21 protein-coding genes are annotated in these 25,591 nt (G+C 64.8%); 7 read left to right on the top strand and 14 right to left on the bottom strand.

Annotated features, from left to right (window positions below):
- The first annotated feature begins 57 nt into the window (after window positions 1-57).
- Window positions 58-858: a hypothetical protein gene (locus tag E3227_RS05185; RefSeq protein WP_144317777.1), complete on the top strand. Its 801-nt coding sequence runs from the start codon at window positions 58-60 to the stop codon at window positions 856-858.
- 54 nt (window positions 859-912) lie between these two features.
- On the opposite strand, the gene E3227_RS05180 is transcribed toward E3227_RS05185, so the two are convergent.
- The 5 genes from E3227_RS05180 to exaC form a co-directional block, all read right to left on the bottom strand.
- Window positions 913-1,299, bottom strand: a complete 387-nt coding sequence (locus E3227_RS05180; RefSeq protein WP_144317776.1) for a heat shock protein transcriptional repressor HspR — start codon at window positions 1,297-1,299, stop codon at window positions 913-915.
- Window positions 1,300-1,323: 24 nt separating this feature from the next.
- Window positions 1,324-2,517, bottom strand: a complete 1,194-nt coding sequence (gene dnaJ / locus E3227_RS05175; RefSeq protein ID WP_144317775.1) for a molecular chaperone DnaJ — start codon at window positions 2,515-2,517, stop codon at window positions 1,324-1,326.
- A gap of 145 nt (window positions 2,518-2,662) precedes the next feature.
- Entirely contained in the window at window positions 2,663-3,331 is a 669-nt protein-coding gene (gene grpE / locus E3227_RS05170; RefSeq protein WP_144317774.1) for a nucleotide exchange factor GrpE, read from the bottom strand.
- A 12-nt stretch (window positions 3,332-3,343) separates the two neighbouring features.
- Window positions 3,344-5,197: a molecular chaperone DnaK gene (gene dnaK / locus E3227_RS05165; protein WP_144317773.1), complete on the bottom strand. Its 1,854-nt coding sequence runs from the start codon at window positions 5,195-5,197 to the stop codon at window positions 3,344-3,346.
- Window positions 5,198-5,402: 205 nt separating this feature from the next.
- Window positions 5,403-6,923 (bottom strand): acetaldehyde dehydrogenase ExaC, encoded by a 1,521-nt coding sequence (exaC, locus tag E3227_RS05160; protein ID WP_144317772.1) that lies wholly within the window; start codon window positions 6,921-6,923, stop codon window positions 5,403-5,405.
- A gap of 253 nt (window positions 6,924-7,176) precedes the next feature.
- Here exaC and E3227_RS05155 point away from each other — a divergent pair, with 253 nt between their 5' ends.
- Window positions 7,177-8,538, top strand: coding sequence for an AI-2E family transporter (locus tag E3227_RS05155; RefSeq protein WP_186309945.1), 1,362 nt, complete (start codon window positions 7,177-7,179; stop codon window positions 8,536-8,538).
- 102 nt (window positions 8,539-8,640) lie between these two features.
- Window positions 8,641-9,165, top strand: a complete 525-nt coding sequence (locus E3227_RS05150) for a type 1 glutamine amidotransferase domain-containing protein (RefSeq protein ID WP_144317770.1) — start codon at window positions 8,641-8,643, stop codon at window positions 9,163-9,165.
- 211 nt (window positions 9,166-9,376) lie between these two features.
- Here E3227_RS05150 and E3227_RS05145 read toward each other — a convergent pair whose 3' ends face one another.
- The 8 genes from E3227_RS05145 to E3227_RS05110 all read right to left on the bottom strand — a co-directional run bounded on the left by E3227_RS05145 (window position 9,377) and on the right by E3227_RS05110 (window position 17,012).
- Window positions 9,377-10,216, bottom strand: a complete 840-nt coding sequence (locus tag E3227_RS05145; RefSeq protein WP_246062812.1) for an alpha/beta hydrolase family protein — start codon at window positions 10,214-10,216, stop codon at window positions 9,377-9,379.
- 160 nt (window positions 10,217-10,376) lie between these two features.
- On the bottom strand, window positions 10,377-11,327 hold the full coding sequence (locus E3227_RS05140) for a sulfite exporter TauE/SafE family protein (protein ID WP_144317769.1): 951 nt from the start codon (window positions 11,325-11,327) through the stop codon (window positions 10,377-10,379).
- The gene (locus tag E3227_RS05135) at window positions 11,324-12,052 is read right to left on the bottom strand and encodes a sirohydrochlorin chelatase (RefSeq protein WP_136649008.1); all 729 of its coding nucleotides are present in this window, start codon (window positions 12,050-12,052) and stop codon (window positions 11,324-11,326) included. The genes E3227_RS05140 and E3227_RS05135 overlap by 4 nt, the downstream gene beginning before the upstream one ends.
- A 5-nt stretch (window positions 12,053-12,057) precedes the next feature.
- Window positions 12,058-13,326: a sulfate adenylyltransferase subunit 1 gene (locus E3227_RS05130; protein ID WP_144317768.1), complete on the bottom strand. Its 1,269-nt coding sequence runs from the start codon at window positions 13,324-13,326 to the stop codon at window positions 12,058-12,060.
- Window positions 13,326-14,249 carry a sulfate adenylyltransferase subunit CysD gene (gene cysD, locus E3227_RS05125; RefSeq protein WP_186365404.1) on the bottom strand — a complete coding sequence of 308 codons (924 nt, stop codon included), beginning with the start codon at window positions 14,247-14,249 and terminating at the stop codon, window positions 13,326-13,328. Before cysD ends, E3227_RS05130 begins: the two co-directional genes overlap by 1 nt.
- Window positions 14,250-14,270: 21 nt before the next feature.
- A complete protein-coding gene (locus tag E3227_RS05120; RefSeq protein ID WP_144317767.1) occupies window positions 14,271-15,050 on the bottom strand; it encodes a phosphoadenylyl-sulfate reductase in 780 nt (259 codons plus the stop codon).
- The gene (locus tag E3227_RS05115; RefSeq protein WP_006840487.1) at window positions 15,043-15,339 is read right to left on the bottom strand and encodes a hypothetical protein; all 297 of its coding nucleotides are present in this window, start codon (window positions 15,337-15,339) and stop codon (window positions 15,043-15,045) included. Before E3227_RS05115 ends, E3227_RS05120 begins: the two co-directional genes overlap by 8 nt.
- Window positions 15,336-17,012, bottom strand: a complete 1,677-nt coding sequence (locus tag E3227_RS05110; RefSeq protein ID WP_144317766.1) for a nitrite/sulfite reductase — start codon at window positions 17,010-17,012, stop codon at window positions 15,336-15,338. Before E3227_RS05110 ends, E3227_RS05115 begins: the two co-directional genes overlap by 4 nt.
- A gap of 284 nt (window positions 17,013-17,296) precedes the next feature.
- On the opposite strand from E3227_RS05110, the gene E3227_RS05105 reads away from it, so the two are divergent.
- Entirely contained in the window at window positions 17,297-18,661 is a 1,365-nt protein-coding gene (locus E3227_RS05105; RefSeq protein ID WP_144317765.1) for an FAD-dependent oxidoreductase, read from the top strand.
- 9 nt (window positions 18,662-18,670) lie between these two features.
- On the opposite strand, the gene E3227_RS05100 is transcribed toward E3227_RS05105, so the two are convergent.
- On the bottom strand, window positions 18,671-20,305 hold the full coding sequence (locus E3227_RS05100) for a CTP synthase (RefSeq protein ID WP_144317764.1): 1,635 nt from the start codon (window positions 20,303-20,305) through the stop codon (window positions 18,671-18,673).
- A 148-nt stretch (window positions 20,306-20,453) separates the two neighbouring features.
- Here E3227_RS05100 and E3227_RS05095 point away from each other — a divergent pair, with 148 nt between their 5' ends.
- The 3 genes from E3227_RS05095 to E3227_RS05085 all read left to right on the top strand — a co-directional run bounded on the left by E3227_RS05095 (window position 20,454) and on the right by E3227_RS05085 (window position 25,583).
- Window positions 20,454-22,169, top strand: a complete 1,716-nt coding sequence (locus E3227_RS05095; RefSeq protein WP_144317763.1) for an ABC transporter ATP-binding protein — start codon at window positions 20,454-20,456, stop codon at window positions 22,167-22,169.
- A 1-nt stretch (window position 22,170) separates the two neighbouring features.
- A complete protein-coding gene (locus E3227_RS05090) occupies window positions 22,171-24,153 on the top strand; it encodes an ABC transporter ATP-binding protein (protein ID WP_144317762.1) in 1,983 nt (660 codons plus the stop codon).
- 113 nt (window positions 24,154-24,266) lie between these two features.
- Window positions 24,267-25,583: a Na/Pi symporter gene (locus E3227_RS05085; protein ID WP_144317761.1), complete on the top strand. Its 1,317-nt coding sequence runs from the start codon at window positions 24,267-24,269 to the stop codon at window positions 25,581-25,583.
- Window positions 25,584-25,591 lie beyond the last annotated feature (8 nt).

The following is a 25,591-nucleotide window of genomic DNA, read 5'->3' as shown; positions in this document are numbered from 1 at the left end:
GTAACTTAATTAAAGGACGCATTTTGTTCACAATTGAAATGAAAGGTTGTTTTCAACATGACTACACCGCAGAACCCGAACGAGACCGGTCGCGTCGCACGCGTGCGCCAGACCACCACTCGCCGCGCTACCGGCCAGGCACCGGCTGGCTCCGAGTCTCACGCATACGAGACCGAGACCACCGCAGCTGATAACGACACCACCGGCCAGGAGGCCTGGATCGGCACCGACGCCACCGACGTCTCCAACGGCAACGTGTCCTGGGGCGCGATCTTCGCTGGCGTGGTGACCTTCCTCGGCCTCATGATCCTGCTCGGCGTCGGCGCCGCAGCAATGGGTCTGCAGGGCTCCTCCGCTGCAGCAACCGGCGTCTTCACCGTGATCTCCCTGGCCATCGCCTTCGCTGCAGCTGGCTACGTCGCCGGTGCACTCGGCGTGCGCGCTGGCTTCTTCCACGGCTTCGCCGCATGGGCCACCTCCCTTATCGCCGCTCTGGTTCTCACCGGCTGGCTCGGTGCTTCCGTCGTCGGCGGCCTCGGTTCCGCACTCGGCACCGTTGCTCAGTCCGCTGGCAACGCCGTGAGCGTTAACTCCCAGGACGCTCAGGCAGCTCAGGATGCTGTCGACCCGCAGGAGGCTCAGAACGCTGCACAGCAGGCTCAGCAGACCGCACAGGAGGCTGCACAGCAGGCTCAGCAGACCGTTCAGGAAGTTGCCCCCGAGGTTGCCGCTGGCTCCTGGTGGACCTTCGCCGGCCTGATCATCGGCGCACTGATCTCCGCTTTCGCTGGTGCCGCTGGTGCTCGCTCCGTGCTCAACCGCGACGAGAAGCAGGTTGTTCGCCCTGCAAACCGCTAAGCACTAACACAAAAAACTGCACCGGGATCATCCCGGTGCAGTTTTTTTATGCCCTTAACGCCGGCGGCGGCGCATCGACGGATCCCACGCCACGATCGCGGTTGAGCGCGGCACGTGAACGAGTTCCCCGCCGCGTCGAGAAGCAAACTCGGCGCGCTTGCGCAGCTCGTCGTTTTCCTCCTGCAGCTGCTCGATCTGGCTGGTGAGCTCGATGATTGTCTTGATACCCGCGAGGTTCACGCCTTTTTCCTGCGACAAGTACTGGATGCGGCGCAGCAGGGTGATGTCGCGGCGCGAGTAGCGCCGGCCACCACCGCTGGTGCGCATCGGCGTCACCAACCCCATCCGGTCGTAGGTGCGCAGCGTTTGCGCGTGCATCCCGGTCAGCTCCGCGGCGACCGAGATGACGTAATACTCCTGGTCATTGTTGTGGTAAGCCACCGTAGATTGACACCCCCCTTCCGCTTACTTCAGCCCGGCCCACCCGGCGCGCGGGTCGAAGCCGGAATCCTTCTCGGCTTGCGCGTAGGCGCGCAGGGCGGAGGTTGCGGCCGCATCCAGAGTGGACGGGACCGCCACTTCCACGGTCACCAGCAAATCCCCCGCGGTGCCCGACTTCTTGGGCACCCCGCGGCCCTTGACCCTCAGCGTCCGGCCGTTCGGAGTGTTGCCCGGCACCTTGACCTTCACCGGGTTGTCGAGCGTCGGTACGGTGACGGTTCCGCCGAGCGCGAGCTCGCTGAAACTTACCGGCACGGTGACCTCAAGGTCGTCGCCGGTGCGCGTGAACACGGGATCCGGGCGCACGTTGACGGAGACGAACAGGTCTCCCGCCGGCGTGCCGTTCGGGCCCGCCTCGCCCTGGCCGGCGAGGCGCACCTTTTGGCCGTCGATAACCCCCGGCGGGATGCGTACCGTAATGGACCTGGTGCGGCGCACGGTTCCCGTGCCCGCGCATGTGGTGCACGGGTCCTCGATGATCTCGCCCGTACCGCCGCAGTGCGGGCAGGGCCGCGCCATGCCGAATGCTCCGCTGTTCTCGCGGAGGTAACCGGAGCCCGAGCACTGCGAACACGTCGTTGTCGTGCCCGACTTCGAACCGGAGCCGTGGCAGGTGGTGCAGGGCGCGTCGCCGGTGAGCTCCACCGGGATGGTGGTGCCCTTCGCCGCCTCGCGGAAGTCGAGGGTTATTTCCGTTTCGACGTCGGCCCCCCGCGTCGGCCGAGCATTCCTGCCAGCAGCGCCGCCGCGGTTAAAGAAGCCACCGAAGATATCACCAAGGCCGCTGTCTCCAGCTTGTCCACGAGATGCGGCTGATCCGAAGATGTCGCCGAGGTCGAAGTCTTGCGTCGACGTGGAGCGAAACCCGCCCGGGAAGCCCGAGCCTCCTGCCCCTCCGAAGCGGCCGAAGCCGCCGGAGTTCACCATAGATTTCAACTCGTCGTACTCTTTGCGCTTCGCCTCGTCGCCGATGACGTCGTACGCCTCGGCTACGCGCTTGAATTTTTCCTCCGCTGACTTGTTACCGGGGTTGCTGTCAGGGTGGTTCTCGCGCGCGAGCTTGCGGTACGCCTTTTTAATGTCAGCGGCGCTCGCCGTCGATGAGACGCCGAGGTCGCCGTAGTAGTCCTTGTTCACCCAGTCCTGCTGCATCGCCATGTCACACCCTCCTTTCACGTGATCAGTTTGTGTGTGTTGGGGCTAAGTAGTTTTCGTTGAATCTAATCGTGATGAAGGCCGGGGATAAGGCCCCGCGTTGGCGTGTCCTCAGTCCCCGGCCATCTCAACCCTTTAAGTGGAGGGGTTAAACTCCAGTGCCGCTAGCTGGGTCGGCCGGGTCGGTGATGATGACCATGGCGTTGCGCACGAGCCGGTCGCCGACGCGGTATCCCCTGCGCAGCACGGTCCCGAGAACCTTCGTGTCGCCCTCGGAGAGGTCCTGTACCGCCTCGTGGATTTCCGGGTCGAAGTCCTCGCCTTCCTCTCCGAAGGCGACGACCTTGTGGCTGCCGAGCGCGGAGCGGAACTTGTCCGCGAACACTTTCAGCGGACCTTCATTGAGGTCGCCGTGCTGCTCGGCGAGGTCGAGGTCATCGAGAAGCGGCAGCATGTCGGAGAGCACGCGCGCTTTCGCCTGCTCGGCGATCTGGCCACGCTCGCGCTCGGTGCGGCGCCGGTAGTTCGCGTACTCGGCGCTCACCCGCTGCAAGTCTTCGGTGCGCTCCGCGAGCTTGAGCTCGGTTTCCGAGATCACTCCGTCACCGTCGGCATCCGGGTTGACCTCGCTCGCCAGAGCGTCCTCGATCTCGGCGTCGGTGATGTCCTCGAGGGGGTCCTCGTCCGCATCGAGCGCCGCGGACTCAGCCGCCTCGTCCGCCAGGGTCTCAGCCTGGTCGGGGGAGACGTACTGCTCGTCCGTGTTCTCTGGAGCGCCGGGGTCATCCGGCATCTGAGAGTTGGTCGGGTTCGTCATCAGTTACGTCCTTCACTTGTTGTCGGAGTCGCCGGTGGTGCCGGTCTCCTCGGCGTCGTCCTCGACGACCTCTGCATCGACGACGTTGTCGTCGGCCGGGACGTCAGCCTGGGTGGCACCGGAGTTGGCCTCGGCCTCGTAGAGAGCCTTGCCCAGCTCCTGGGACTCGGTGGTGAGCTTCTCCACCGCGGACTTGATTGCCTCCAGGTCGTCGCCCTTGAGCGCCTCGTCGACCTCGTCGGCTGCGGCGCTGACGCGGGTCTTGAGGTCCTCCGGCAGCTTGTCGGTGTTCTCGTCCATGAACTTGCGGGTCTGGTACGCCATGGTCTCCGCGTTGTTGCGGGTCTCCTGCTCCTCGCGGCGCTTGCGGTCCTCGTCGGCGTGAGCCTCGGCGTCCTTGATCATGCGATCAATGTCCTCCTGGGACAGCTTGGAACCATCCTGGATGGTAATGGTGTTTTCCTTGCCGGTTCCCTTGTCCTTGGCGGACACGGAGACGATGCCGTTGGCGTCGATATCGAAGGTGACCTCGATCTGCGGCACGCCGCGCGGTGCCGGTGCGATGCCACCGAGCTCGAAGGAGCCGAGCAGCGTGTTCGCGGAGGCGATTTCACGCTCGCCCTGGAAGACCTGGATCTGCACCGAGGGCTGGTTGTCCTCAGCGGTGGTGAAGGTCTCCGAGCGCTTCGTCGGGATCGTGGTGTTGCGCTCGATGAGCTTGGTCATCACGCCACCCTTGGTCTCGATGCCGAGCGAGAGCGGGGTGACGTCGAGAAGCAGCACGTCCTTGACATCGCCGCGCAGGACGCCGGCCTGCAGGGCAGCGCCGACAGCGACGACCTCGTCCGGGTTAACACCCTTGTTGGCGTCCTTGCCGGAGAGCTCCTTAACCAGGTCAGCGACGGCGGGCATACGGGTCGAGCCGCCGACGAGGACCACCTGATCAATGTCGCCGACGGACATGCCGGCGTCCTTAATCACCTGGTTGAACGGCGCCTTCGTGCGGTCGAGCAGGTCAGAAGTGATCTTCTGGAACTCGGTGCGCGTGAGCGTCTCGTCGAGGAACAGCGGGTTCTTCTCCGCGTCGACGGTGATGTAAGGCAGGTTGATGGAGGACTGCTGCTGCGAGGACAGCTCGATCTTGGCCTTCTCCGCGGCCTCGCGCAGGCGCTGCAGGGCCATCTTGTCCTTGGTCAGGTCAATGCCGTTTTGGGCCTTGAACTTATCGACGAGCCAGTCAACGATGCGCTGATCCCAGTCATCGCCACCGAGCTCGTTGTCACCGGCGGTGGCGAGCACCTCGACGACGCCGTCACCGATCTCGAGCAGGGACACGTCGAAGGTGCCGCCGCCCAGGTCGAAGACGAGGATGGTCTGTTCCTTGTCGGACTTCTCCAGGCCGTAGGCCAGAGCCGCTGCGGTGGGCTCGTTGACGATGCGCAGGACGTTGAGGCCCGCGATCTGGCCGGCTTCCTTCGTGGCCTGGCGCTGGGCGTCCTCGAAGTACGCCGGGACGGTAATGACGGCGTCGGTCACCTCATCGCCGAGGTAGGCCTCCGCGTCGCGCTTGAGCTTCATCAGCGTGCGGGCGGAAATCTCCTGCGGGGTGTACTTCTTGTCGTCGATGTCAACCGTCCAGTCCTCGCCCATGTGGCGCTTGACGGAACGGATGGTGCGATCGACGTTGGTCACAGCCTGGTTCTTTGCCGACTGGCCAACGAGCACCTCGCCGTTCTTGGCAAAAGCGACAACCGACGGGGTGGTACGCGAACCCTCGGAGTTGGCGATGACGACGGGGTCGCCGCCCTCAAGTACCGCGACGACGGAGTTGGTGGTACCGAGGTCGATGCCTACTGCACGTGACATGTAAGTCTCCTTGTTAGATAGAGTTTGTTCCTAAGTTGAATGCGCTTGACTCAACTTCTGACCCCAGTATACATACCAGACTCAGAACCTTGAGTTGATCACACTCAAGCTATCTAACAGGGCGCCCAGAGGATTTGTTCCCGCAGCCGGAAAAATCTTTATTGCCGGCGCCCAACGGACCGAACGGCTCGGCGGTTAGAGGCGTTTAGAACAGTCCCGTCGGCTGGTCCGCGTAGCTAACAAGCAGGTTTTTCGTCTGCTGGTAGTGGTTCAGCATCATCAGGTGGTTCTCCCGGCCGATACCAGACTGCTTGTACCCGCCGAATGCCGCGTGCGCCGGGTAGGAGTGGTACTGGTTCACCCACACGCGACCGGCCTTGATCGCGCGCCCGGCGCGGTACGCCACCGTACCGTTGCGCGACCACACACCCGCACCGAGGCCGTAGATCGTGTCGTTCGCAATCCGGATCGCCTCGTCGAAATCGAAGAACGTAGCCACCGACAACACCGGCCCGAAGATTTCTTCCTGGAAGATGGTCATGTCGTTGGTGCCCTTGAACACCGTCGGCTCAATATAGAAGCCTCCTTCCAGGCCCTCGATGCGGTTGATGTTGCCCCCGGTGAGCGTCTCCGCACCCTCCTCCGGACCGAGCTTGAGGTAGCTGGTGATCTTGCCCATCTGCTCCTGCGACGCCTGAGCGCCCATTTGCACGTCCGTATCCAGGGGGTTGCCGGTCTTGATCTGCTTGACCCGCTCTACCCCGAGGGCGAGAAACTCGTCGGCGATGGATTCGTGCACCAGCGCCCGTGACGGGCAGGTGCACACCTCCCCCTGGTTGAGGGCGAACATGGCGAAACCTTCGACCGCTTTGGCCCGAAACGCGTCATCGGCATCCATGACGTCGGCGAAGAAGATCGACGGGGATTTGCCACCGAGCTCGAGCGTGACCGGAATAATCTTGTCCGCGGCCGCTTTGTTGATGATCTTGCCCACTTCGGTGGAGCCCGTGAACGCGATTTTGGCAATCCGGTCGGAACCGGACAAGGCGGCGCCGGCCTCGTCACCATAGCCGTTGACGATATTGACCACGCCGGCCGGGATGAGGTCTCCGATGAGGTCCATCAGGTACAGGATCGACGCCGGGGTTTGCTCCGCCGGCTTCATCACCACGGCGTTGCCGGCGGCGAGTGCCGGCGCGAGCTTCCACACCGCCATCAGCAGCGGAAAGTTCCACGGGATGATTTGGCCCACCACGCCCAGAGGCTCATTGAAGTGGTACGCGACCATGTCGTCGTCAATTTGCGACAGCCTGCCCTCCTGGGCGCGGATCGCGCCCGCGAAGTAGCGGAAGTGGTCGATGGCCAGGGGGATATCCGCCGCCAACGTCTCTCGGATGGCCTTTCCGTTCTCCCACGTTTCCGCGACGGCGAGCTCTTCGAGGTGCTCCTCCATCCGGTCGGCGATCCTGTTCAACAGCCGCGCCCGCTCCGCCGGGGTCGTCGCGCCGAAGGCGGGGGCAGCGGCGTGCGCGGCATCCAGCGCCTTGTCGACGTCGGCGGCCGTGCCTCGTGCAACCTGGCAGAACACCTCCCCGGTGACCGGGGTGATGTTGTCGAAGTACTGCCCCATTGCGGGCGCGGCCCACTCACCGTTGATGTAGTTGTCGTAGCGCTTTTTGAAGCTGACCTTTGAACCCTGGGTACCCGGGTTGGGATAGACAGTCACTCCCGCCTCCTTTTTCTAGCAAAACTATGGACTGTGACCGAGGTTACATGCGCGGGCTGAGAGTGCGCTACCCACTTATTCTCGGAAACTCGTTTGACACCACCTTGTGGCAAGATGACTATCCGTGAATACCGAAGAGACGAATGAGAGGCCCCACCAGGGCTCATCGGGCGACAACAGTCGCGACCCACAGGCAGTGAAAAACGACCGAGATTTCGTCGGCGCGCTAGACACGCCAGCCGACGAGCCGGAAATGTTCCCCACCCCGGCGGACGCCGCCCAAGAGCTCTCCGGCCAGGAGATCGACCGCGGCGACGTCATCGCAGCGGACGGTCGCGCCGCAGCAGCGTGGGCACTGCGCTTTATCATCATCGTCGCAGCCACAGCGCTTCTGTTCTACCTGCTGCGTTACGTCTGGTTCGGCCTGCTTCCCATCCTGCTCGGGCTGATTATCTGTACGGTGCTGTGGCCCCCGGTGCGCGCGCTGCGACGCGTCGGCCTGCCCTCAGCACTGGCCGTGTTCATCGTCCTCGTCGCGTCCTTTGCCATCTTCGGCGGCGTTATTGCTGCGATGGCGCCGATTGTGCGCGATCAAGGCAGCACGCTTATCCTCCAAGCCCAAGCAGGTTTCAACGAACTTCTGCGCCTGGCCGAGGAGAACCTCCAATTTATCGAGGCGGAGCGGGTCCAAGAGGGAGTTGCACAGTTCACCAACTTCGTCCGCGGTCAGGCCTCGACCATCGCCTCGGGCGTGTTTAGCGGCCTCGGCGCCGTCGCCAGCGTGGGCACCACCTTGGTGCTCACCCTGATTCTGACCTTCTTCTTCCTTAAGGACGGCGACCAGTTCCTGCCGTTCGTGCGCAAGTACGCAGGCGTGCGCGCCGGCTGGCACCTCACCGAGGTGCTGATGCGCTCCTGGAACACCCTCGCCGGATTCATCCGCACCCAGGCGATCGTGTCCGCGGTCGACGCCGTGTTCATCGGTATCGGCCTCATCCTGCTCGGCGTCCCGCTGTGGCCAGTGCTCGCGGTGATCACCTTCTTCGCTGGCTTCATCCCCATCATCGGCGCGTTTACCGCTGGTGCCCTGGCCGTCGTGGTCGCCCTGGTGTCCAACGGTTTCACGAACGCGATCCTGGTCCTGCTGCTCGTCGTCGCTGTCCAGCAGTTCGAGGGCAACGTACTGCAGCCAATCCTGCAGTCCCGCGCCATGGGCCTCCACGCAGCCGTCGTCCTGCTCTCCGTCGCTCTTGGCGGCACACTGTTCGGAATCATCGGTGCCTTCCTCGCCGTGCCGGTCGCAGCGGTGGCCGCTGTGTTCCTCGGTTACTGGGCGGAGATGGTCTCGCTGCGCGCGGGCCACATCTCAGCAGACGACATTAAGATAGCGACGCAACAAAGCCAGACACTGGACTCCAAGGAGGCCTTCCTGGCCGTTCGTGAGCGGATGCGCACCCTCGCGCGCCCAGGCTTTAGCAAGAAGGACAAGAAGGCAACCAAGTCCGGTTCGACTCGTATCCCTTCCGACAAGAAGGTGCCGTCCAAGAAGTACGACCGCCAGGTCCCAGGCAAGTCGCGTGCGACAGAGCCCGTGGATAAGGACTCCGAGAAGTAGGGGCCCTCGCGCATATAAAACCCGGTGGCGCGCCCCATTAATGCGCGCCACCGGGTTTTTGCCTACTGTGGGAAGAAGAAATCAGAAGAAAGGATTCATGTAATGGCTGATCTCAACGGCAAGCGCATCGCAATCATTGCAACGGACCGATTCGAGGACTCCGAGCTGACCTCCCCGAAGGAGGCGGTCGAGGCTGCGGGTGCAACGACCCACGTCATCTCCACCGAATCCGGTGAGATCGAGGGCAAGAACGGAACGAAGGTTTCCGTCGACATCATCAGCGCTGAAGCGAAAGCTGACGATTACGACGCACTCATTCTCCCGGGCGGCACCAGCAACGCCGATACCATCCGCACCGACGCGAACGCGGTCGAGCTGGTGAAGACGCTGCGCGAGGCGGGCAAGCCCGTTGGCGTGATCTGCCACGGCGGTTGGATCCTTACCGACGCTGACGTGATCAAGGGCGTTAAGCTGACCTCCTTCAAATCGCTGCAGACTGACCTGCGAAACGCAGGTGCGACCTGGGTTGACGAGGAGGTCGTGGTCGATTCCGGCTTCGTCTCCTCCCGCACACCGAAGGACCTGCCAGCGTTCAACAGCGCGATCGTCAAAGAGTTCGCGGGCTAGAGCACTTTCGCTTATCGACGCCCACCCCAACGCCTCGACCCACTAGAAAAAGGCCAGCCCCCTTTTAAGGGGACTGGCCTTCGTTTTTCGCGCCTAGCTGCTCAAACTCGCCGAGCTTCCCGCGACTGCTCCGGCGATGCCTTCACCCGCCGAGCTGAAGCGCTCACTGGAGCCCTCGGTGAGCTCGTCTGATTTGAGGGGGTTCGCCACGTCAGCCTGGGCGTAGCTCGGCAGCGGTGGCTGGGAGGCGTAGCGCGGCTCGCCGAGCGCGGCAAGGTATTCCCCGATCAGGGTTGCTACCCAAGATCCCCACATGTCCCACTAGGTGGGTGGGGCAGACATCCTGCACGGCGATGTTCGCGGCGCTAGCAATCGAGCTCACCTGGGTGGCCGGCTGAATCCCCTCGTCGGTCAGGCTGTAGACGCTGGTGACGTCGATCGAGTCCGGCAGCGGCTTTGCGTGGAGCGCCTGGACGAAATCCGAATTCGGGTGCATCTGCCACGCGATCACGGGGCAGTTGCCCACGGCCTTGCACGCGGGCTCGACCAGGTCGGTGCCCCGGTTTGCACCGGCCACGGAGATGAAGTCGTCCACAAGCGAGGCGGCCTCGGTGTCGTAGCGCAGCGCCCACATGATCGCGGGCGAGCCCGCGCTGTGACCGATCGCGGCGACCTTCTTGTCCAGCCGCTGGTGCGCCAACTTGATGCCGTTAGCCACGTACAACGCGGTCTGCGTGAGGTCGCCGCGGCCGCTGTGCGGGGGCTGAACCCAGCAGACGTCGTAACCCTGAGCGCTCAGCTGCGGGATGTAACCCCAAGCATACGTTGCTTCGACCGACAGGCCCACACCGGGCACTAGGACCACGGTCTTCTTCGCGGCCGGGTCTGCCGTGGGCTGCGTGCACCCGAACGCCGCGTCGAGCTCCGCCTGCGGCGGGACGTTGTCGCCCATCACGCGGGCATCGAGCCCGTACTGCGTCAACGGCGCCACTAGACCCGAACTGCCGTTCGCTACCTCTTGGGCGCGCGCTGTGCCACCCATGTTTGCCATGAGTAGCGCCGCTGCCGCGGCACTGCCGCGACGCGCCGTGAAAGTGTGCTCAATGGTCTCTCCTATCGCCCGTGGATATTTGCTTATACATCGGGCGGTGTTACCCAACCGTTACGGTAAGTGGGCGGCTGAAGAGGTGTCGATAGTTAAAGTTCCCTTGTTAGCGCGACTTCGCGTGGTCCTCCACGTCCTCGGGCGCGTGCAGGGCATGGCCGATCTGCTCGCGGTCCGAGGCAGCCTTCGAGTGCTGGCGCGCCTTGACCACACCGCGCCACGACAGCACCAGGCCGATGCCCAAGATCAGCAGACGGGGGATCCACAGGTGGCTGTCCAGGCCGATCGCCTTGAGCACGACGGGCAGGTTCAACATCACAATGAGCGTGCCCACGATCCCGCCGAGCAGGATCGGGTTGAGGCGGGTGACCAACCACGCGGCCAGGGGGGCGGCGATGACGCCGCCGATAAGCAGCGCGATCACGGCGGCCAAGTTGGCCACGAGGTCATCCCACATGCCGATGACGAAGCCCAAGGTCGCGGCGAAGGTGACGAAGAACTCCGCGGTGTTAACGGTGCCGATGATGCGGCGCGGCTCCGAGCGGCCTGCGGACAGCAGCGTCGATGTGGTCACCGGGCCCCAGCCGCCGCCACCGGTGGCGTCGACGAAGCCGCCGAAGAGTCCCAGGCTGCCGAGGAAACCGCGGGAGTGCGGCTTGACGTCAAGCTTGCGCCTGGTCAGGCCGCGGGAGAAGCGCAGCATCAGGTTCGCGCCGATCAGCGCGAGGATCAGGGACATGATCGGCTTCGCCGCCTCCGTCGAGAGGTTCGACAGCACCGTCGCGCCGGCGAAGGCGCCGACCGCGCCGGGGATGCCGATGGAGGCAACAACCTTCCAGTCGACGTTGCCGAAGCGCCAGTGGGAGAAGCCGGAGACAAACGTCGTGCCCAGCTCTGCGGTGTGGACAACCGCAGACGCCTGGGCCGGGCCGAGGCCGGCGAGCATGACCAGGATGGTGGTGGAGGTTACGCCGAAGCCCATGCCGAGACCACCGTCGACAAGCTGGGCCGCGAGACCGGCGAGCGCAATGAGTGTCAGCGTCGTGAGGTTTTTCATGAGAGATCTGAGCTTTCGCCTAGGGCTTCGCGGTAGCGCGAAGCGACAATGTCCGACAGATCTGTGGTCAGAGGTGCCGAGTGGGTCAGGATTGAACCGGTTGCGTCCTGGATGCGCCCCAGGTCGCGCGTTGCGCGGTCGAGCAGGAGTCCGTCAGTGACGAACAACGGAAGCAGGTGCATTCGCTCCCGATCCCGCGCGGCCGCCTCGATGCCGGAATTGCCGATGAGGTCGCCAGCACCGGTCGCCGGAACGACGGTGACGTCGCGGTCGATCTTCTCCGCCAGCGCTGCGCCAAGCGCCCGGGTGCGCGCCGCCGCCTCGAGGTTGGACGTACCCACCGGGTAGAGAACAACCGGCACCGATGGCAGCGAATCGCGCAACACCCGCCGGGCGAGCACATCGACAATGTCGGCGCCCTGGCCGAGGCCGTTCGCCAACGTGAGCTGCACGCCGGTCGCGGCGCGGGCTTGGCTTAGCGCGGCCGGAACGTCGACGGTGGCGTGGAAGGCGCGGGTGAACAACAGCGGCACGACGACGGCGCTTGTGTAGCCCGCATCCGCCGCGACCTGGGCGGCACCGGCCAGGTCGGGGGTGTTGAACTCGAGGTGCGCGTCGACGGCCTCGACACCGAGCGTGATCGCCGCTGCCGCGGTGAGGCGTTCGACACCGCGCTGGGCGACGTCGTGCCTCGAGCCGTGTGACAGGGTGATCAGTGCCTGCATCGCGCTTACCTCAGCCGCGTTCCCACAAGACCCGCGGCAAGTGTGCTGCCCGAGGCTTGGTCGATCAGCAGGAAGTTGCCCACGGCGCCGCGCGCGGCGTAATCCTCCACCGGCAGCTCCTGCGCGGTGTGGATGGTGACGTGGGCGATGTCGTTGAGGCCGAAGGCGTCCGGGTAGTCGACATCGCCATCGGCTGAATCAATGTCGATCACCTTATCGACGCTTGCGACACGCGCCCGCACGATCGAGGTGCCCAGCCGCAGTTTCACAGCCTGGCCCGCGGAAATGTTCTTCTCCGTCAGGCCCACGACGGTGGCCGCGAACTCTCGCACCGGCTCGGGCGGGTTCGCCCCGGCAATCAGCTCGCCGCGCACCAGGTCGATTTCGTCGGCCAGGCGCAGGGCCACGGAGTCGCCGGCCTGGGCCGTTTCCTGCTCTCCGTCGGCGGTGTCGATGTGGGTGACGGTGGTGCTGCGCCCGCCGGCGTGGACGGTGTCGCCGACTGCCACGCTGCCCGCGTTGACCCGCCCGGCGTACGCGCGGTAGTCGGTGGCGTGCTCGCGCAGCACGTACTGGATGTTGAAACGGAAGTCGAGCTCGAGCGCGCGGCCGGAGGTGACGGGGATGGATTCAAGGAGCTCCAGCACCGTCGGGCCGGTGTAGAAGTCCATGTGCGCGGAGCGCTCGACCACGTTGTCGCCCTTGAGCGCCGAGATGGGAACCACGTGCGGGTCCTCGATGCCGAGCTCGGCGGCCTTGGCTTCGAACTCAGTCTTGATGGTGTTGTAGATCTCCTCGGAGTAGTCGACCAGGTCGATCTTGTTCACGCCGAGGATCACGGTTTTCACGCCGAGCAGGGCGGCGACGTTGAGGTGGCGCACGGTTTGTTCGACCACGCCGTTTCGGGCGTCGACAAGCAAGACCACGACCTGGGAGGTGGACATGCCCGTGACCGTGTTGCGCGTGTACTGCACATGGCCCGGGGTATCGGCGAGGATGAAGGTGCGCTTGTCGGTGGCGAAGTAGCGGTAGGCGACGTCGATGGTGATGCCTTGCTCGCGCTCGGCGCGCAGACCGTCGACAAGCAGGGAGAGGTCGAGCCCGTCGAAGCCGCGGTCTGCGGAGGTGCGCTCCACCGACGCGAGCTGGTCAGCGAGCACGCTTTTGGTGTCGTGCAGCAAGCGGCCGACGAAGGTGGACTTGCCGTCGTCGACGGAGCCGGCGGTGCACAGGCGCAGCGTCTGGCGCTGGGCGAGCAGTTCAGTGGCGCTCATCAGAAGTACCCCTCTTTCTTGCGGTCTTCCATGGAGGACTCGCTCAGTCGGTCGTCGGCACGCGTGGCTCCGCGCTCCGTCAAGGTGGAGTTGGCGATCTCCGCGAGCACGGCGCTAATCGACGTCGCGTCCGACTCAACCGCGCCGGTGCACGACATGTCGCCCACCGTGCGGTAGCGCACGCGGCGCACCTCGAGCTTCTCGCCCTCGCGCGGCCCGCCCCACTCGCCCGCCGTCAGCCACATGCCGTCGCGGTTGAACACCTCGCGCTCGTGCGCGAAGTAGATCTCCGGCAGGCGGATCCCGCGCGCGCCGATGTATTCCCACACATCGGCCTCGGTCCAGTTGGAAATGGGGAACACGCGCACGTTTTCACCCGGGAGCTTCTCGCCGTTGTAGAGATCCCACAGCTCGGGGCGCTGGCGGCGCGGATCCCAGCCACCGAAGGTGTCGCGGATGGAAAAGACCCGCTCCTTCGCGCGCGCCCGCTCCTCGTCGCGGCGCGCCCCGCCAAGCACGGCGTCGTAGCCGACCTCGGCGATGGTCTCCACCAGTGGGACGGTCTGCAGGGGGTTGCGGGTGCCGTCTGGGCGCTCCACGAGGTCCCCGCGGTCGATCCAGTCCTGCACCTCGGCGACGCGCAGCCGCACCCCGTACTCGGCGACGATGGAGTCGCGGAACTCGATGACCTCCGGGAAGTTGTGGCCCGTGTCAACGTGCAGCAGCTCAATCGGCATCGCCGCGGGCGCGAACGCGCGGCGCGCCAGCTCCAGCACCACGCAGGAGTCCTTGCCGCCGGAGAACAGCAGCCCGATCTTGTCAAACTGCCCCGCCACCTCGCGCAGGATATGGATGGACTCGTCTTCCAAGTCCTTGAGGTGGGGCGAGATGCCGCCCGCGTATGCAGAAATATTCATGTTCATAGCAACAGTCATCTATAGCCTTTATTCGTGGAGTCCGCATTCGGTCTTGGCGCTAAACGCCCAGCGCCCCGCGCGCGGGTCGTTGCCCTCGGCCACAGGAAGCGTGCAGGTGGCGCAACCGATGGAGGGATACCCCTGCCTGGTCAGCGGGTGAATGATTAAGTTGTTGCTTTCCTCGAACGCGTCGGTGTCATCCAACGACCACGTCACCAGCGGAGAAATCTTCAGCCGCCCGGTGGCGTCCAGCGACAGTGCCGGCGCGTTCGCGCGCGTCGGGCCGTCGGCGCGGCGCAGGCCCGTGATCCATCCCACGTAGGGGCTCATGTGGACAGCCAGGGTCTCAACCTTGCGCATGCGGCAACAAGCCTGCGGGTGGGAGCGGTACAGGTTCGGGCCGTAGGTCTCGTCCTGCTCCTCGCGCGAGAGCACGGCCGTGGCGCGCACCAGCTCGTGGTTGGGGTAGCGTTGCTCCACTTCGTCGGCCACCTCGAGGGTTTCCGGGAAGTGGTACTCGGTGTCGAGGAAGAGGAAGTCCGCATCCGGCAGGTGGCGCTCGGCGAGCTCCGCGAGCACGGTATTTTCCATGGACAGGGTCACCACGAGCGGGCCCGGGGCGTGCTCGTGGGCCCAGTCGAGGATGACGTCGGCGGGGGCGTCGTAAAGCTCGCGCGCGTGCTTATCGACGAGCTCCTCGTTGCGCTTTCTCACCTCGAGCGCAAGCGGTGTCGTCTCGCGCGGGCCGTCGGGGCTGACCTCGGGGTCTGCGAAGTTGCCGGAGGATCCTGAGAGCAGGTTAATCATTGCTAATCCCTTTCAAACGTTTCTCTCCAGTGTTACCTACTTCGCGCAAGACCGCAGCGTGACCGTGCTTGCGCAACGACGCCTGGAAGGCCTCCTCGGTAGACGGCGCTGGAGCGGGGGCGGTGTGCGGGTCGTCCTGGCCGAAAAACTTCACCTCGAAGATGCGCAGGCATTCCCCGCACTTCCAGGCGAAATCGGTCTCCTCGTTGGGGTAGAGATCCTCCCCCGCGCAGTAGGGGCAGTGCGTGGGGAAATTCCGGTTCGGATTCGGGGCCCGGCGCACACTCACCTCAGGTCCTCCTCATCGGCGCGCAGTAGCCAGTCGCGGAAGATCTCGCCGTCGTGGCGCCGATCCACGTAGTTCTGCACGACGCGGCTGACGTAATCGGTCAGCTCGCTGGAGAGCACCTTGTGCCCGCGCAGTTTGCGGCCGAAGTTCGCGCCCTCGCCGATGGTGCCGCCGAGGTGCACCTGGAAGCCCTCGACCTTCTCGCCCTCGGAGTTGACCACCATCTGGCCTTTGAGCCCGATGTCGGAGATGTGGTGGCGGGCGCACGCGTTCGGGCAGCCGTTGAGCGAGATGGACACGGGCGAGTCGAGGTCACCGAAGCGTTCCTCGAGCTCGTCGGCAAGCTCGATGGCGCGGGACTTGGTGGTGACGTGCGCGAGCTTGCAGTACTCCAGGCCCGTGCACGAGAGCAGGCCGCGGCGGAACTCGCTCGGCTGCGAATACAGGCCCATCTGCTCTAGGTCGCCGCGTAGCTTATCGACGTCCTGTTCACGCACGTCCAAAAAGAGCATCTCCTTGAACGGCGTAAACCTCAGGCGGGTTAGCCCGTAGGATTCCGCCAGCTCGGCAGCGGCGATGAGCTGCTCGCCGGACATGTGGCCGAGCGTCGGCTTGACCCCGATGTAGAAGTTGCCGTCCTTTTGCTCGTGGACCCCGATGTGGTCGCGGTCCACGAGGTTGTTCGGCGCCTTCGGGCCGTCGGGAAGCTGGTAACCGAGGTAGTCGCGCTCGAGGATCTCGCGGAACTTCTCGACACCCCACTCGGCGACGAGGAACTTCAGCCGCGCGCGGTTACGCAAGCGGCGGTAGCCGTAATCGCGGAAAATGCGCACCACGTTCGCCCATACCTCGGGCACCTGCTCGAGGGTGACAAACGCGCCAAGCGACTGAGCGAGCATCGGGTTGGTGGACAGGCCGCCACCGACGTAGCACTCGAAGCCAGGGCCGAGCTCGGGGTGCTCGACGCCGATGAAGGCGAGGTCGTTGACCTCGTGGACGACGTCTTGGCGCGAGTTGCCGGAGATTGCCGACTTGAACTTACGCGGCAGGTTCTGGAACTCCTCGTCGGTGACAATCTGCTGGATCTTCTCGATCGCCTCGGTGGCGTCGACGATCTCGTCCTTCGCAATGCCGGCGACCGGGGAGCCCAGCACGACGCGCGGCACGTCGCCGCAGGCGTCCCAGGTGTTCAGGCCGACCGATTCGAGCTTCTCCCAAATCGCTGGGACGTCCTCGATGGCCACCCAGTGCAACTGGATGTTCTGGCGGTCGGTCAGGTCCACTGTGGAGCGGGCCCAGTCCCGCGAGATCTCGCCGACGGCGCGGGCCTGCTCGGTGGAGCAGCGGCCGCCGTCGAAGCGGATGCGCATCATGAAGTACTCGTCCTGGAGCACCGAGTTGTCCTGGCCGGTGAACTCGCCGCCGAGGTTCTGCTTGCGCTGGGTGTACATGCCCAGCCACTTGAAGCGCGGCGCGAGGTCCTCCGGCGGGATGGAGGCGAAGCCCTGCTTCGAGTAGGTGTCGATGACGCGCTGCTTGACCTGCATCACGGGCTCGAGCTGCTTGAGTTCCTCGTCGTGGTTCAGGGGCGCGGTGCCGTCGATAAGCCACTGCCCTTCGGGCTTTTTGGCCCGGGCCTTGACTGCTCGCGTTTTCGCGGTGGGGGCTGTCATAACACTCCTTAAATATAGACCGGATGGTCTATTAGATAGCCAGATTTCGGCGCTGCCACGGCAGTTTGCCGGACTACTTTGTCTATTGCAACAGCAGAGGGGGGCTAACCGGGTTTGAACAGGGATTTTTGAGATGAATTTAAAAGATTACCCTGGCCCGATGAATGTATTTATACGTTGAAACTTGACATGCTGGGGATCGTAGGTAAATTTTCAGACCAAGCGGTCTATGGTTTACCATGGATGAATATAAAACATTGAAACCCCGAAAGGACCCACCCTCTATGAGTCTGCGCGTCGCCGTCATCGGCGCCGGCCCCGCCGGTATCTACGCCTCCGACCTGCTAATCCGCAACGAAGAGCTCGACATCTCCGTCGACCTGTTCGAGCAGATGCCTGCGCCGTTCGGACTGATCCGTTACGGCGTGGCGCCCGACCACCCGCGCATCAAGGGCATCGTCACCTCCCTGCACAACGTGCTGGACAAGCCCCACCTGCGGCTGCTCGGCAACATCGAGGTGGGCAAGGACGTCACCATCGAGGAGCTGCGCGATTACTACGACGCGATTGTCATCTCCACCGGCGCGGTCCGCGACCGCGAGCTGCTCATCCCCGGCGGAGACAAGTCGATCGGCGCCGGCGAATTCGTGGGCTTCTACGACGGCAACCCCCGCTTCGAGCGCGACTGGGACCTCTCCGCCCGCGAGGTCGCCGTCATCGGCGTCGGCAACGTCGCCCTCGACGTCTCCCGCATCCTGGCCAAGACCGGCGACGAGCTGCTGGTCACCGAGATCCCGGACAACGTCTACGACTCGCTGAAAGACAACAAGGCCGAGGTGGTGCACATGTTCGGCCGCCGCGGCCCCGCCCAGGCGAAGTTCACCCCGAAGGAGCTGCGCGAACTCGACCTCTCCGACACCATCCAGGTGCTCGTCGACCCCGAGGACATCGACTACGACCAGCTCTCCGAAGAACTTCGCCGCGCCGACAAGTCCATCGACCTCAACTGCCAGGTGCTCGAGCAGTACGCGATGCGCGAGCCGGATGACGCGCCGCACAAGATACACATCCACTTCTTCGAAGAGCCCGTCGAGGTACTCACCGAAGGTGACGCCATCGTCGGCGTGCGCACGGAGCGCCAGGAACTCGACGGCGAAGGCGGCATCCGCGGCACCGGCACGTTCACCGACTGGCCGGTGCAGCAGGTCTACCACGCGATCGGCTACCGCTCCGAGCCCGTCATCGGCGTACCCTTCGACCACGACCGCAACGTTATCCCCAACGACGGCGGCCACGTCCTCAACGAAGAGGGCATCGAGAACTCCCTCTACGTCACCGGCTGGATCAAGCGCGGGCCCGTCGGCCTGATCGGCAACACCAAGTCCGACGCCAAGGAAACCACGGACATGCTCTTCGAGGACGCCGCCGCCGGCAAGCTGCACGCCCCGAAGTACCCCGACCCCGACGCTATCATCGCCCTGCTGCACGAGCGCGGCATTGCCTACACCACCTGGGACGGCTGGTACCGCCTCGACGCCGAGGAACGACGCCTCGGCGAGACCAGCGATCTTTTGCCGCGCGAGCGCCGCAAGATCGTCGAGTGGGAAGAGATGGTCGCCCACGCCCGCGCCGTGCCGCAGGTGCCCTGACTGCAGCCCTTAGCCCTGGCGCTCCAGCGCGGCGGCGATGAGGCCGTCGAAAAGCGGGTGCGCCTTGGTCGGGCGCGACTTCAGCTCGGGGTGAGCCTGGGTTGCCACCAGGTACGGGTGGACCGACTTCGGGTACTCGACGAACTCGACCAGCGTGCCGTCGGGTGAGGTGCCGGAGATGACCAGCCCAGCTTCCGCGAGCTTGTCGCGGTAAGCATTGTTGACCTCGTAGCGGTGGCGGTGGCGCTCGGTGACGTCGGTGGTGCCGTAGACGTCCGCGACAACGGAGCCCTCCAACAGTGTCGCCGGGTAGGACCCGAGGCGCATGGTGCCACCCAGGTCGGCCTCCCCGGAGACCGCGCGCAGCTGCTCCTCCATCGTCGCGATGACCGGATCGGCGGTGGTCTCGTCGAACTCGGTGGAGGACGCACCCTCCACACCCGCCGCGCGCGCGGCTTCAATCACGATGCACTGCATGCCCAGGCAGATCCCCAAAAGCGGTGTGCCGGTCTGCTTTGCGTAGCGAACCGTCGCGATCTTGCCCTCGATGCCGCGGCCGCCAAATCCGCCCGGGATGATGATCGCGTCGATGCCCTCCATGTTCTTAGCCAGGCCCGCCTCGGTTTCGCATTCGTCGGAGCCGACCCAGCGGATGTTCGCCTTCACGCGGTGGGCGAAACCGGCCGCGCGGACGGCCTCGGCGACGGAGAGGTAGGCATCCGGCAGGTCGATATATTTGCCCACGAGAGCGACGTTGACCTCACCTTCCGGGTTGTGCACGCGGTCGAGCAGGTCACCCCACACGGTCCAGTCGATGTCCTGGAACGGCAGATTCAAACGGCGGATGATGAAGGTATCCAGGCGCTGGTCGTAGAGGACTTTGGGGATGTCGTAGATGCTTGGCGCGTCCGGGCAGGACACCACGCCTTCGCGGTCGATGTCGCACATCAGCGCGATCTTGTCTTTAAGGCCATCGCCCACCTCGCGGTCGCTACGCAGCACCACCGAGTCCGGGACGAGGCCGATGGAACGCAGTTCCGCCACGGAGTGCTGGGTGGGCTTGGTCTTCAATTCCTTCGACGGCCCGAGGTACGGAACCAAGGAAACGTGCAGGTAAAAAACGTTTTCTCGGCCGACATCGTGGCGGATCTGGCGGGCGGCCTCCAAGAAAGGCTGGGATTCGATATCGCCGACAGTGCCGCCGATCTCGGTGATGACGACATCCGGCTTTTCACCGTGTGCGTCCGGGTTTCCCATCGCGATGATGCGGGACTTGATTTCGTCCGTGATGTGCGGGATGACCTGCACGGTCTGGCCGAGGTACTCGCCGCGGCGCTCCTTGGCGATGACCGAGGAGTACACCTTTCCGGTGGTGACGTTGCCGCCGGCCGAGAGGTTGCGGTCCAAGAAGCGCTCGTAGTGCCCCAGGTCGAGGTCGGTCTCGGCACCGTCCTCGGTGACGAAGACTTCCCCGTGCTGGAAGGGGTTCATGGTGCCCGGATCCACGTTCAGGTAGGGATCGAGCTTCTGCATGGTCACCTTCAGACCACGAGAGGTGAGCAAGCGGCCGAGCGATGCCGCGGTCAGGCCCTTTCCGAGGGAGGAGGCGACGCCTCCGGTAACCATGATGTATTTCGTGACCATGGAACTTCAGACTATCAAGTGACAGGCTGCACTGGCAATACGAATGCGGCATCCACCGAGCCTGCGCGCACGCACGACGAAATGCCTGTCCGCCCCGGCGTGTAGGCTGATAGAGCCTTACTCCCGCTCACGGAAGGGCCATCCCCCAGTGGACCTCGTCAGAATCCTCGCCCGCAGTTCGAAACCCTACGCGGGCTACATCGTCACCGTGGTGGTGCTCCAGCTGATTACCACGCTGGCCACCCTCTACCTGCCCGACCTCAACGCGAGAATCATCGACAACGGCGTGGCCCGCGCCGACATCCCCTACATCTGGCGCGTCGGCGGTGTCATGCTCGTCGTCGCGCTGGTCCAGGTCATCGCCGCGGTCGTCGCCGTCTATTTCGCCTCCCGCACGGCGATGGGAGTCGGACGCGACGTGCGCCGCGCTGTGTTCCGGCACGTCAGCCGGTTCTCCGCCGAAGATATGAGCTACTTCGGCACCCCGACGCTGATCACCCGCGGCACCAACGACGTGCAGCAGGTGCAGATGGTCTACCTGCTCTTCCTCAACTTCATGGTCGCCGCGCCGATTATGGCCGTCGGAGGCATCATCATGGCGGTGCGTCAGGACCCAGGGATGAGCTGGCTGGTCGTCGCGGCCGTCGGCGCGCTCGCCGTCGTCGTCAGCGTGCTCATCGCCCTGCTCATGCCGCTGTTTCGCAGCATGCAGGACAAGCTCGACAACGTCAACGGGGTGCTGCGCGAGCAGATCACTGGCATCCGCGTCGTGCGCGCCTTCGGGCGCAAGGAGTACGAGACGCAGCGCTTCACCGCCGCCAACGACGACATCACCCGGGTTTCGCTGAACATCGGCCGCATCTTCGTCATGCTCTTCCCGGTGATCATGCTCATCCTCAACGTCGCCACCGCCGCCGTGCTGTGGTTCGGCGGCCACCGGGTCGACGCCGGGCAGGTCGAGGTCGGCTCGCTCACCGCGTTCATGCAGTACTTGATGCAGATCCTCATGGCGGTGATGATGGGAACCTTCATGGCGATGATGCTGCCGCGTGCCATCATCTGCGCGCGCCGCATCGAGGAACTGCTGGACCGCCGCCCGACGATCGAGGAACCTAGCGTGCCCGCAAAGGCGCCGTCGCGCGCGGGCGTCGTCGAGCTCGAGGGAGTCTCCTACACCTACCCCGGCGCCGAGGAACCCGTGCTCAAGGAGGTATCGCTGAGAGCTGTGCCGGGGCAAACGACGGCGATCATCGGCTCCACCGGGGCGGGCAAGTCGACGCTGCTCTCCCTCATCCCGCGCCTTACGGCGGCCACGTCCGGGCGCGTGCTTCTCGACGGCGTCGACGTGACCGACATGGCGCGCGCCGAGATCGTCGAACGCGTCAGCATGGTCCCGCAAAAGCCCTACCTGTTTTCCGGCACGGTGGCGTCCAACCTGCGCATGGCCAAGCCGGATGCCACCGACGCCGAGATGTGGGAGGCGCTGCGCACCGCTCAGGCGCACTTCGTCACCGACTTGGACATGCCCATTTCCCAGGGCGGCACCAACGTCTCCGGCGGGCAGCGCCAGCGGCTGTCCATCGCCCGCATGCTGATCAGCCGGCCGAGGATCTACCTCTTCGACGATTCCTTCTCCGCCCTGGACGCCATCACCGACGCCAAGGTACGCGACGCGATGCGCGCCTACACCGCCGACGCGACAACCATCATCGTCGCCCAGCGGGTTGCCTCCATCGAACAGGCCGACCAGATCATCGTCATGGAAGCCGGGGAGATCGTCGCCCGCGGCAGCCACGCGGAGCTGCTCGAGAGCTCGGAAACCTACCGCGAAATTGTCGAGTCCCAAAGAACGGTGGACGCCTAACATGTCTGAGACACGCACAACCACCCCGGCCGACCCCGCCGATATGACCGATGAGGAGCTCGCCGCCCTCGAGGCGAGCATGGCCGGTGACGACTTCTCCGGCAGCGCACCGCGCCAGGCGAAGCAGTTCTGGCCCAGCGCCAAGCGACTGATCGGGCTGCTCATGTCCCATCGGTTCAAGCTCGTCCTGGTGCTGGCAATGAACATCGGCTCCGTCGTCCTCGCGGTCTACGCCCCGCGCGTGCTGGGCCACGCGATGGACGTCATCTTTTCCGGCGTCATCTCGCGCGATCTCCCCGCGGGGGCGAGCAAGCAGCAGGTGATCGACGGCCTGCGCGCCTCCGGGCAGGAACGCTTCGCCGACATGGCCGAGGCGATGGACCTGCGCCCCGGCTTCGGCATCGACTTTGACCGGCTCGCGCAGCTGATCACCTTCGTCATCGTCCTCTACGTCGTCTCCTCCCTGCTCATGTGGGCCCAGGGTGCGATTTTGAACCGGCTGACCATGGCGACCGTCTTCGACCTGCGCCAGTCCGTGGAACGCAAGGTCAACCGCCTGCCGCTGAACTACTTCGATTCCCGCCAGCGCGGTGACCTGCTCTCGCGCACCACCAACGACGTGGACAACGTCCAGCAGGCCCTGCAGCAGGCGATGTCGCAGATCCTCAACGCCGTGATGATGGTCCTGGGCATCATCGTGATGATGTTCTGGATCTCCTGGCAGCTCGCTCTGCTGGCGCTGGTGGCGATCCCGCTGACCGGCGCGGTGATGGGGATCATCGGAACCCGCTCGCAAAAGCATTTCGCCGCGCAGTGGAAGTCCACGGGTGAACTCAACGGGCACGTCGAGGAGTCCTTCTCCGGCCACGAGCTGGCGCTGATCTTCGGCCGCACCGAGGAGCTCAACCGCGTCTTCGACGAGCGAAACTCCGCGCTCTACGGCGCCGCCTCGCGCGCGCAGTTCCTCGCCAATTCGATGCACCCCATCATGCAGTTCATCTCCTACCTGTCGTATGTGGCCATCGCCGTCGCCGGCGGGCTGCGCGTGGCCTCCGGGCACATGACGCTGGGAGATGCGACGGCATTTATTCAATACTCGCGTCAGTTCAACCAGCCGCTCGGCGAGATCGCCGGCATGGCGCAGATGGTGCAGTCGGGTGTGGCCTCGGCCGAGCGCATCTTCGAGTTCCTCGACGCCGAGGAGGAGGTCACCGACACGTCCGCGGACGCAACCCTGCCCGGGCGCGCCCGCGGCCTGGTCGAGTTCGACAACGTCGACTTCTCCTACTCCCCCGACACCCCGCTGATCCAGGATCTCTCGCTGCGCGTGGAGCCGGGGCGCACAGCCGCGATCGTCGGGCCCACCGGCGCGGGCAAAACCACTCTCGTCAACCTCATCATGCGCTTCTACGAAATCGACGCCGGGGCGATCCGCATCGACGGCGTGGACACGCGCGCGATGACCCGCAGCGAGCTGCGCTCCAACATGGGCATGGTGCTGCAGGACGCGGTGCTGTTCAAGGGCACCATCATGGACAACATCCGCTACGGCCGCCTCGACGCCACCGACGAGGAGGTCATCGCCGCGGCCAAGGCCACCTACGTCGACCGCTTCGTCCACGCCCTGCCCGAGGGTTACGACACCGTCATCGACCAGGACTCCGGGGCGATCTCCGCGGGTGAGCGCCAGCTGATCACCATTGCGCGGGCGTTTCTTTCCCAGCCAACGATTCTGATTCTGGACGAGGCCACGTCGAGCGTCGATACGCGAACTGAAGTGCTGGTCCAGGAGGCGATGAACGCGCTGCGCGCCGAGCGCACCTCGTTCGTGATCGCGCACCGGCTGTCCACGATCCGCGGCGCCGACTTGATCATCGTGATGGAGCAGGGTCGCATCGTCGAGCAAGGCACGCACGCTGAGCTTCTCGACGCCCGCGGCGCGTATTGGAGGCTCAACCAGTCGCAGTTCTCCGCGCAGGACTAAACCGACGCGCTACTTCGCTTAAACTTCACCCTCTTTTTACTGGCAGTTTCCTTGGCGCGGGTTAAGTAGGCCGTATACCGCGCGCAGCTGCGCTTTAAGGGAAAGAGGCGACGATGCAGAAGGAAGAGCAACCCGGTGTGCGCACGCTCGATGAGGCCGAGGGGTACGAGGAGCGCAACCGGTGGAACGAGGAGGCCGAGCCGAAGGACTCGGAGGATTCCGATGACACCGTAGACGGCGACGATTCCGACGACAGCGACAAGAAGGACCCGCTCGGGTTTTTGCCGCTGAGCGGCCAGGCCAAGAAGATCGCCGAGTGGCTCAGCGTCGTCATCGCGATCTGGCTGCTGCTCAACGCCGTGGGCATGATCGGCTCCGGCTTCAACATGGCGGCAGGCGACCGCGCGGAAGAGCTCTTCTCCTTCGCCGAGAACCCGTTTGTGGGCTTGGCCATCGGTATCCTCGCCACCGCTATCCTGCAATCCTCCTCCACCACGACCTCCATCGTGGTGGGCATGCTCGCCGGCGGCCTGCCGCTCGAAGTCGCAGTGCCCATGCTCTTCGGCGCGAACATCGGCACCACGGTGACCTCCACGCTGGTGGCGCTGGGCCTGTCCGGCAACAAGAAGCAGTTCCAGCGCGCGTTCTCCATGGCTACCGTGCACGACTTCTACAACCTGCTGGCGCTGTTGATCTTCTTCCCGCTGGAGCTGTTCACCGGGTTCCTCTCCCGCGTTGCCGGGGCCATGGCGGGAGCCTTCACCGGCCAGGGTGACGGAGTACTCGATAGCATCTTCAGCGCCATCGGCGACTTCGTCGACGCGGTGACGGAACCGCTCGTCGGTGTGGCCGAAGGCCTTGCCGAAAACATCGGCGGTGTCTGGGGCGGCATCGCCCTGACGATCGCCGGCGTCGTACTGATCTTGCTGGTGATCGGCTTCATCGGCCGCATGCTGTCGCGACTGCTCGTCGGCCGCGCGAAGGAAATCCTGCACAATGCGCTGGGCAAGGGCACCCTGAGCGGGATCGTCTCGGGCGCGGTAATCACCACGGCCGTGCAGTCCTCTTCGACCACGACATCGCTTACCGTCCCGCTCGCCGCTTCCGGCAAGTTCGAGATGCGCCGGCTCTTCCCCTTCGTCGTGGGCGCGAACATCGGCACCACGGTGACCGGTTTGATCGCCGCATTCTCCGCCTCCGGGGTGGAAGCGGAAGCCGCCATGACCGGCGCCCTGGTGCACACCATGTTCAACACCTTCGCCGCAATCCTGATCATGTCCATACCGCTGCTCCGCGCACTCCCGCCGCGCGGCGCGGAGTGGCTGGCTGCGCTCGCGACGAAGAACAAGATCTACGTCTTCATCTGGGTCGGCGGGGTCTTCTTCATCGTGCCGCTGCTCGCTGTCTTTGCTACCAATTCTCTGTTCTAAAGGATGGA

Origin of the sequence: Corynebacterium sanguinis, assembly GCF_007641235.1 — a bacterium.
GTDB lineage: Bacteria > Actinomycetota > Actinomycetes > Mycobacteriales > Mycobacteriaceae > Corynebacterium > Corynebacterium sanguinis.
The sequence above is the reverse complement of the archived record's forward strand: the minus strand, read 5'-3'. Positions and strand labels throughout refer to the sequence as shown.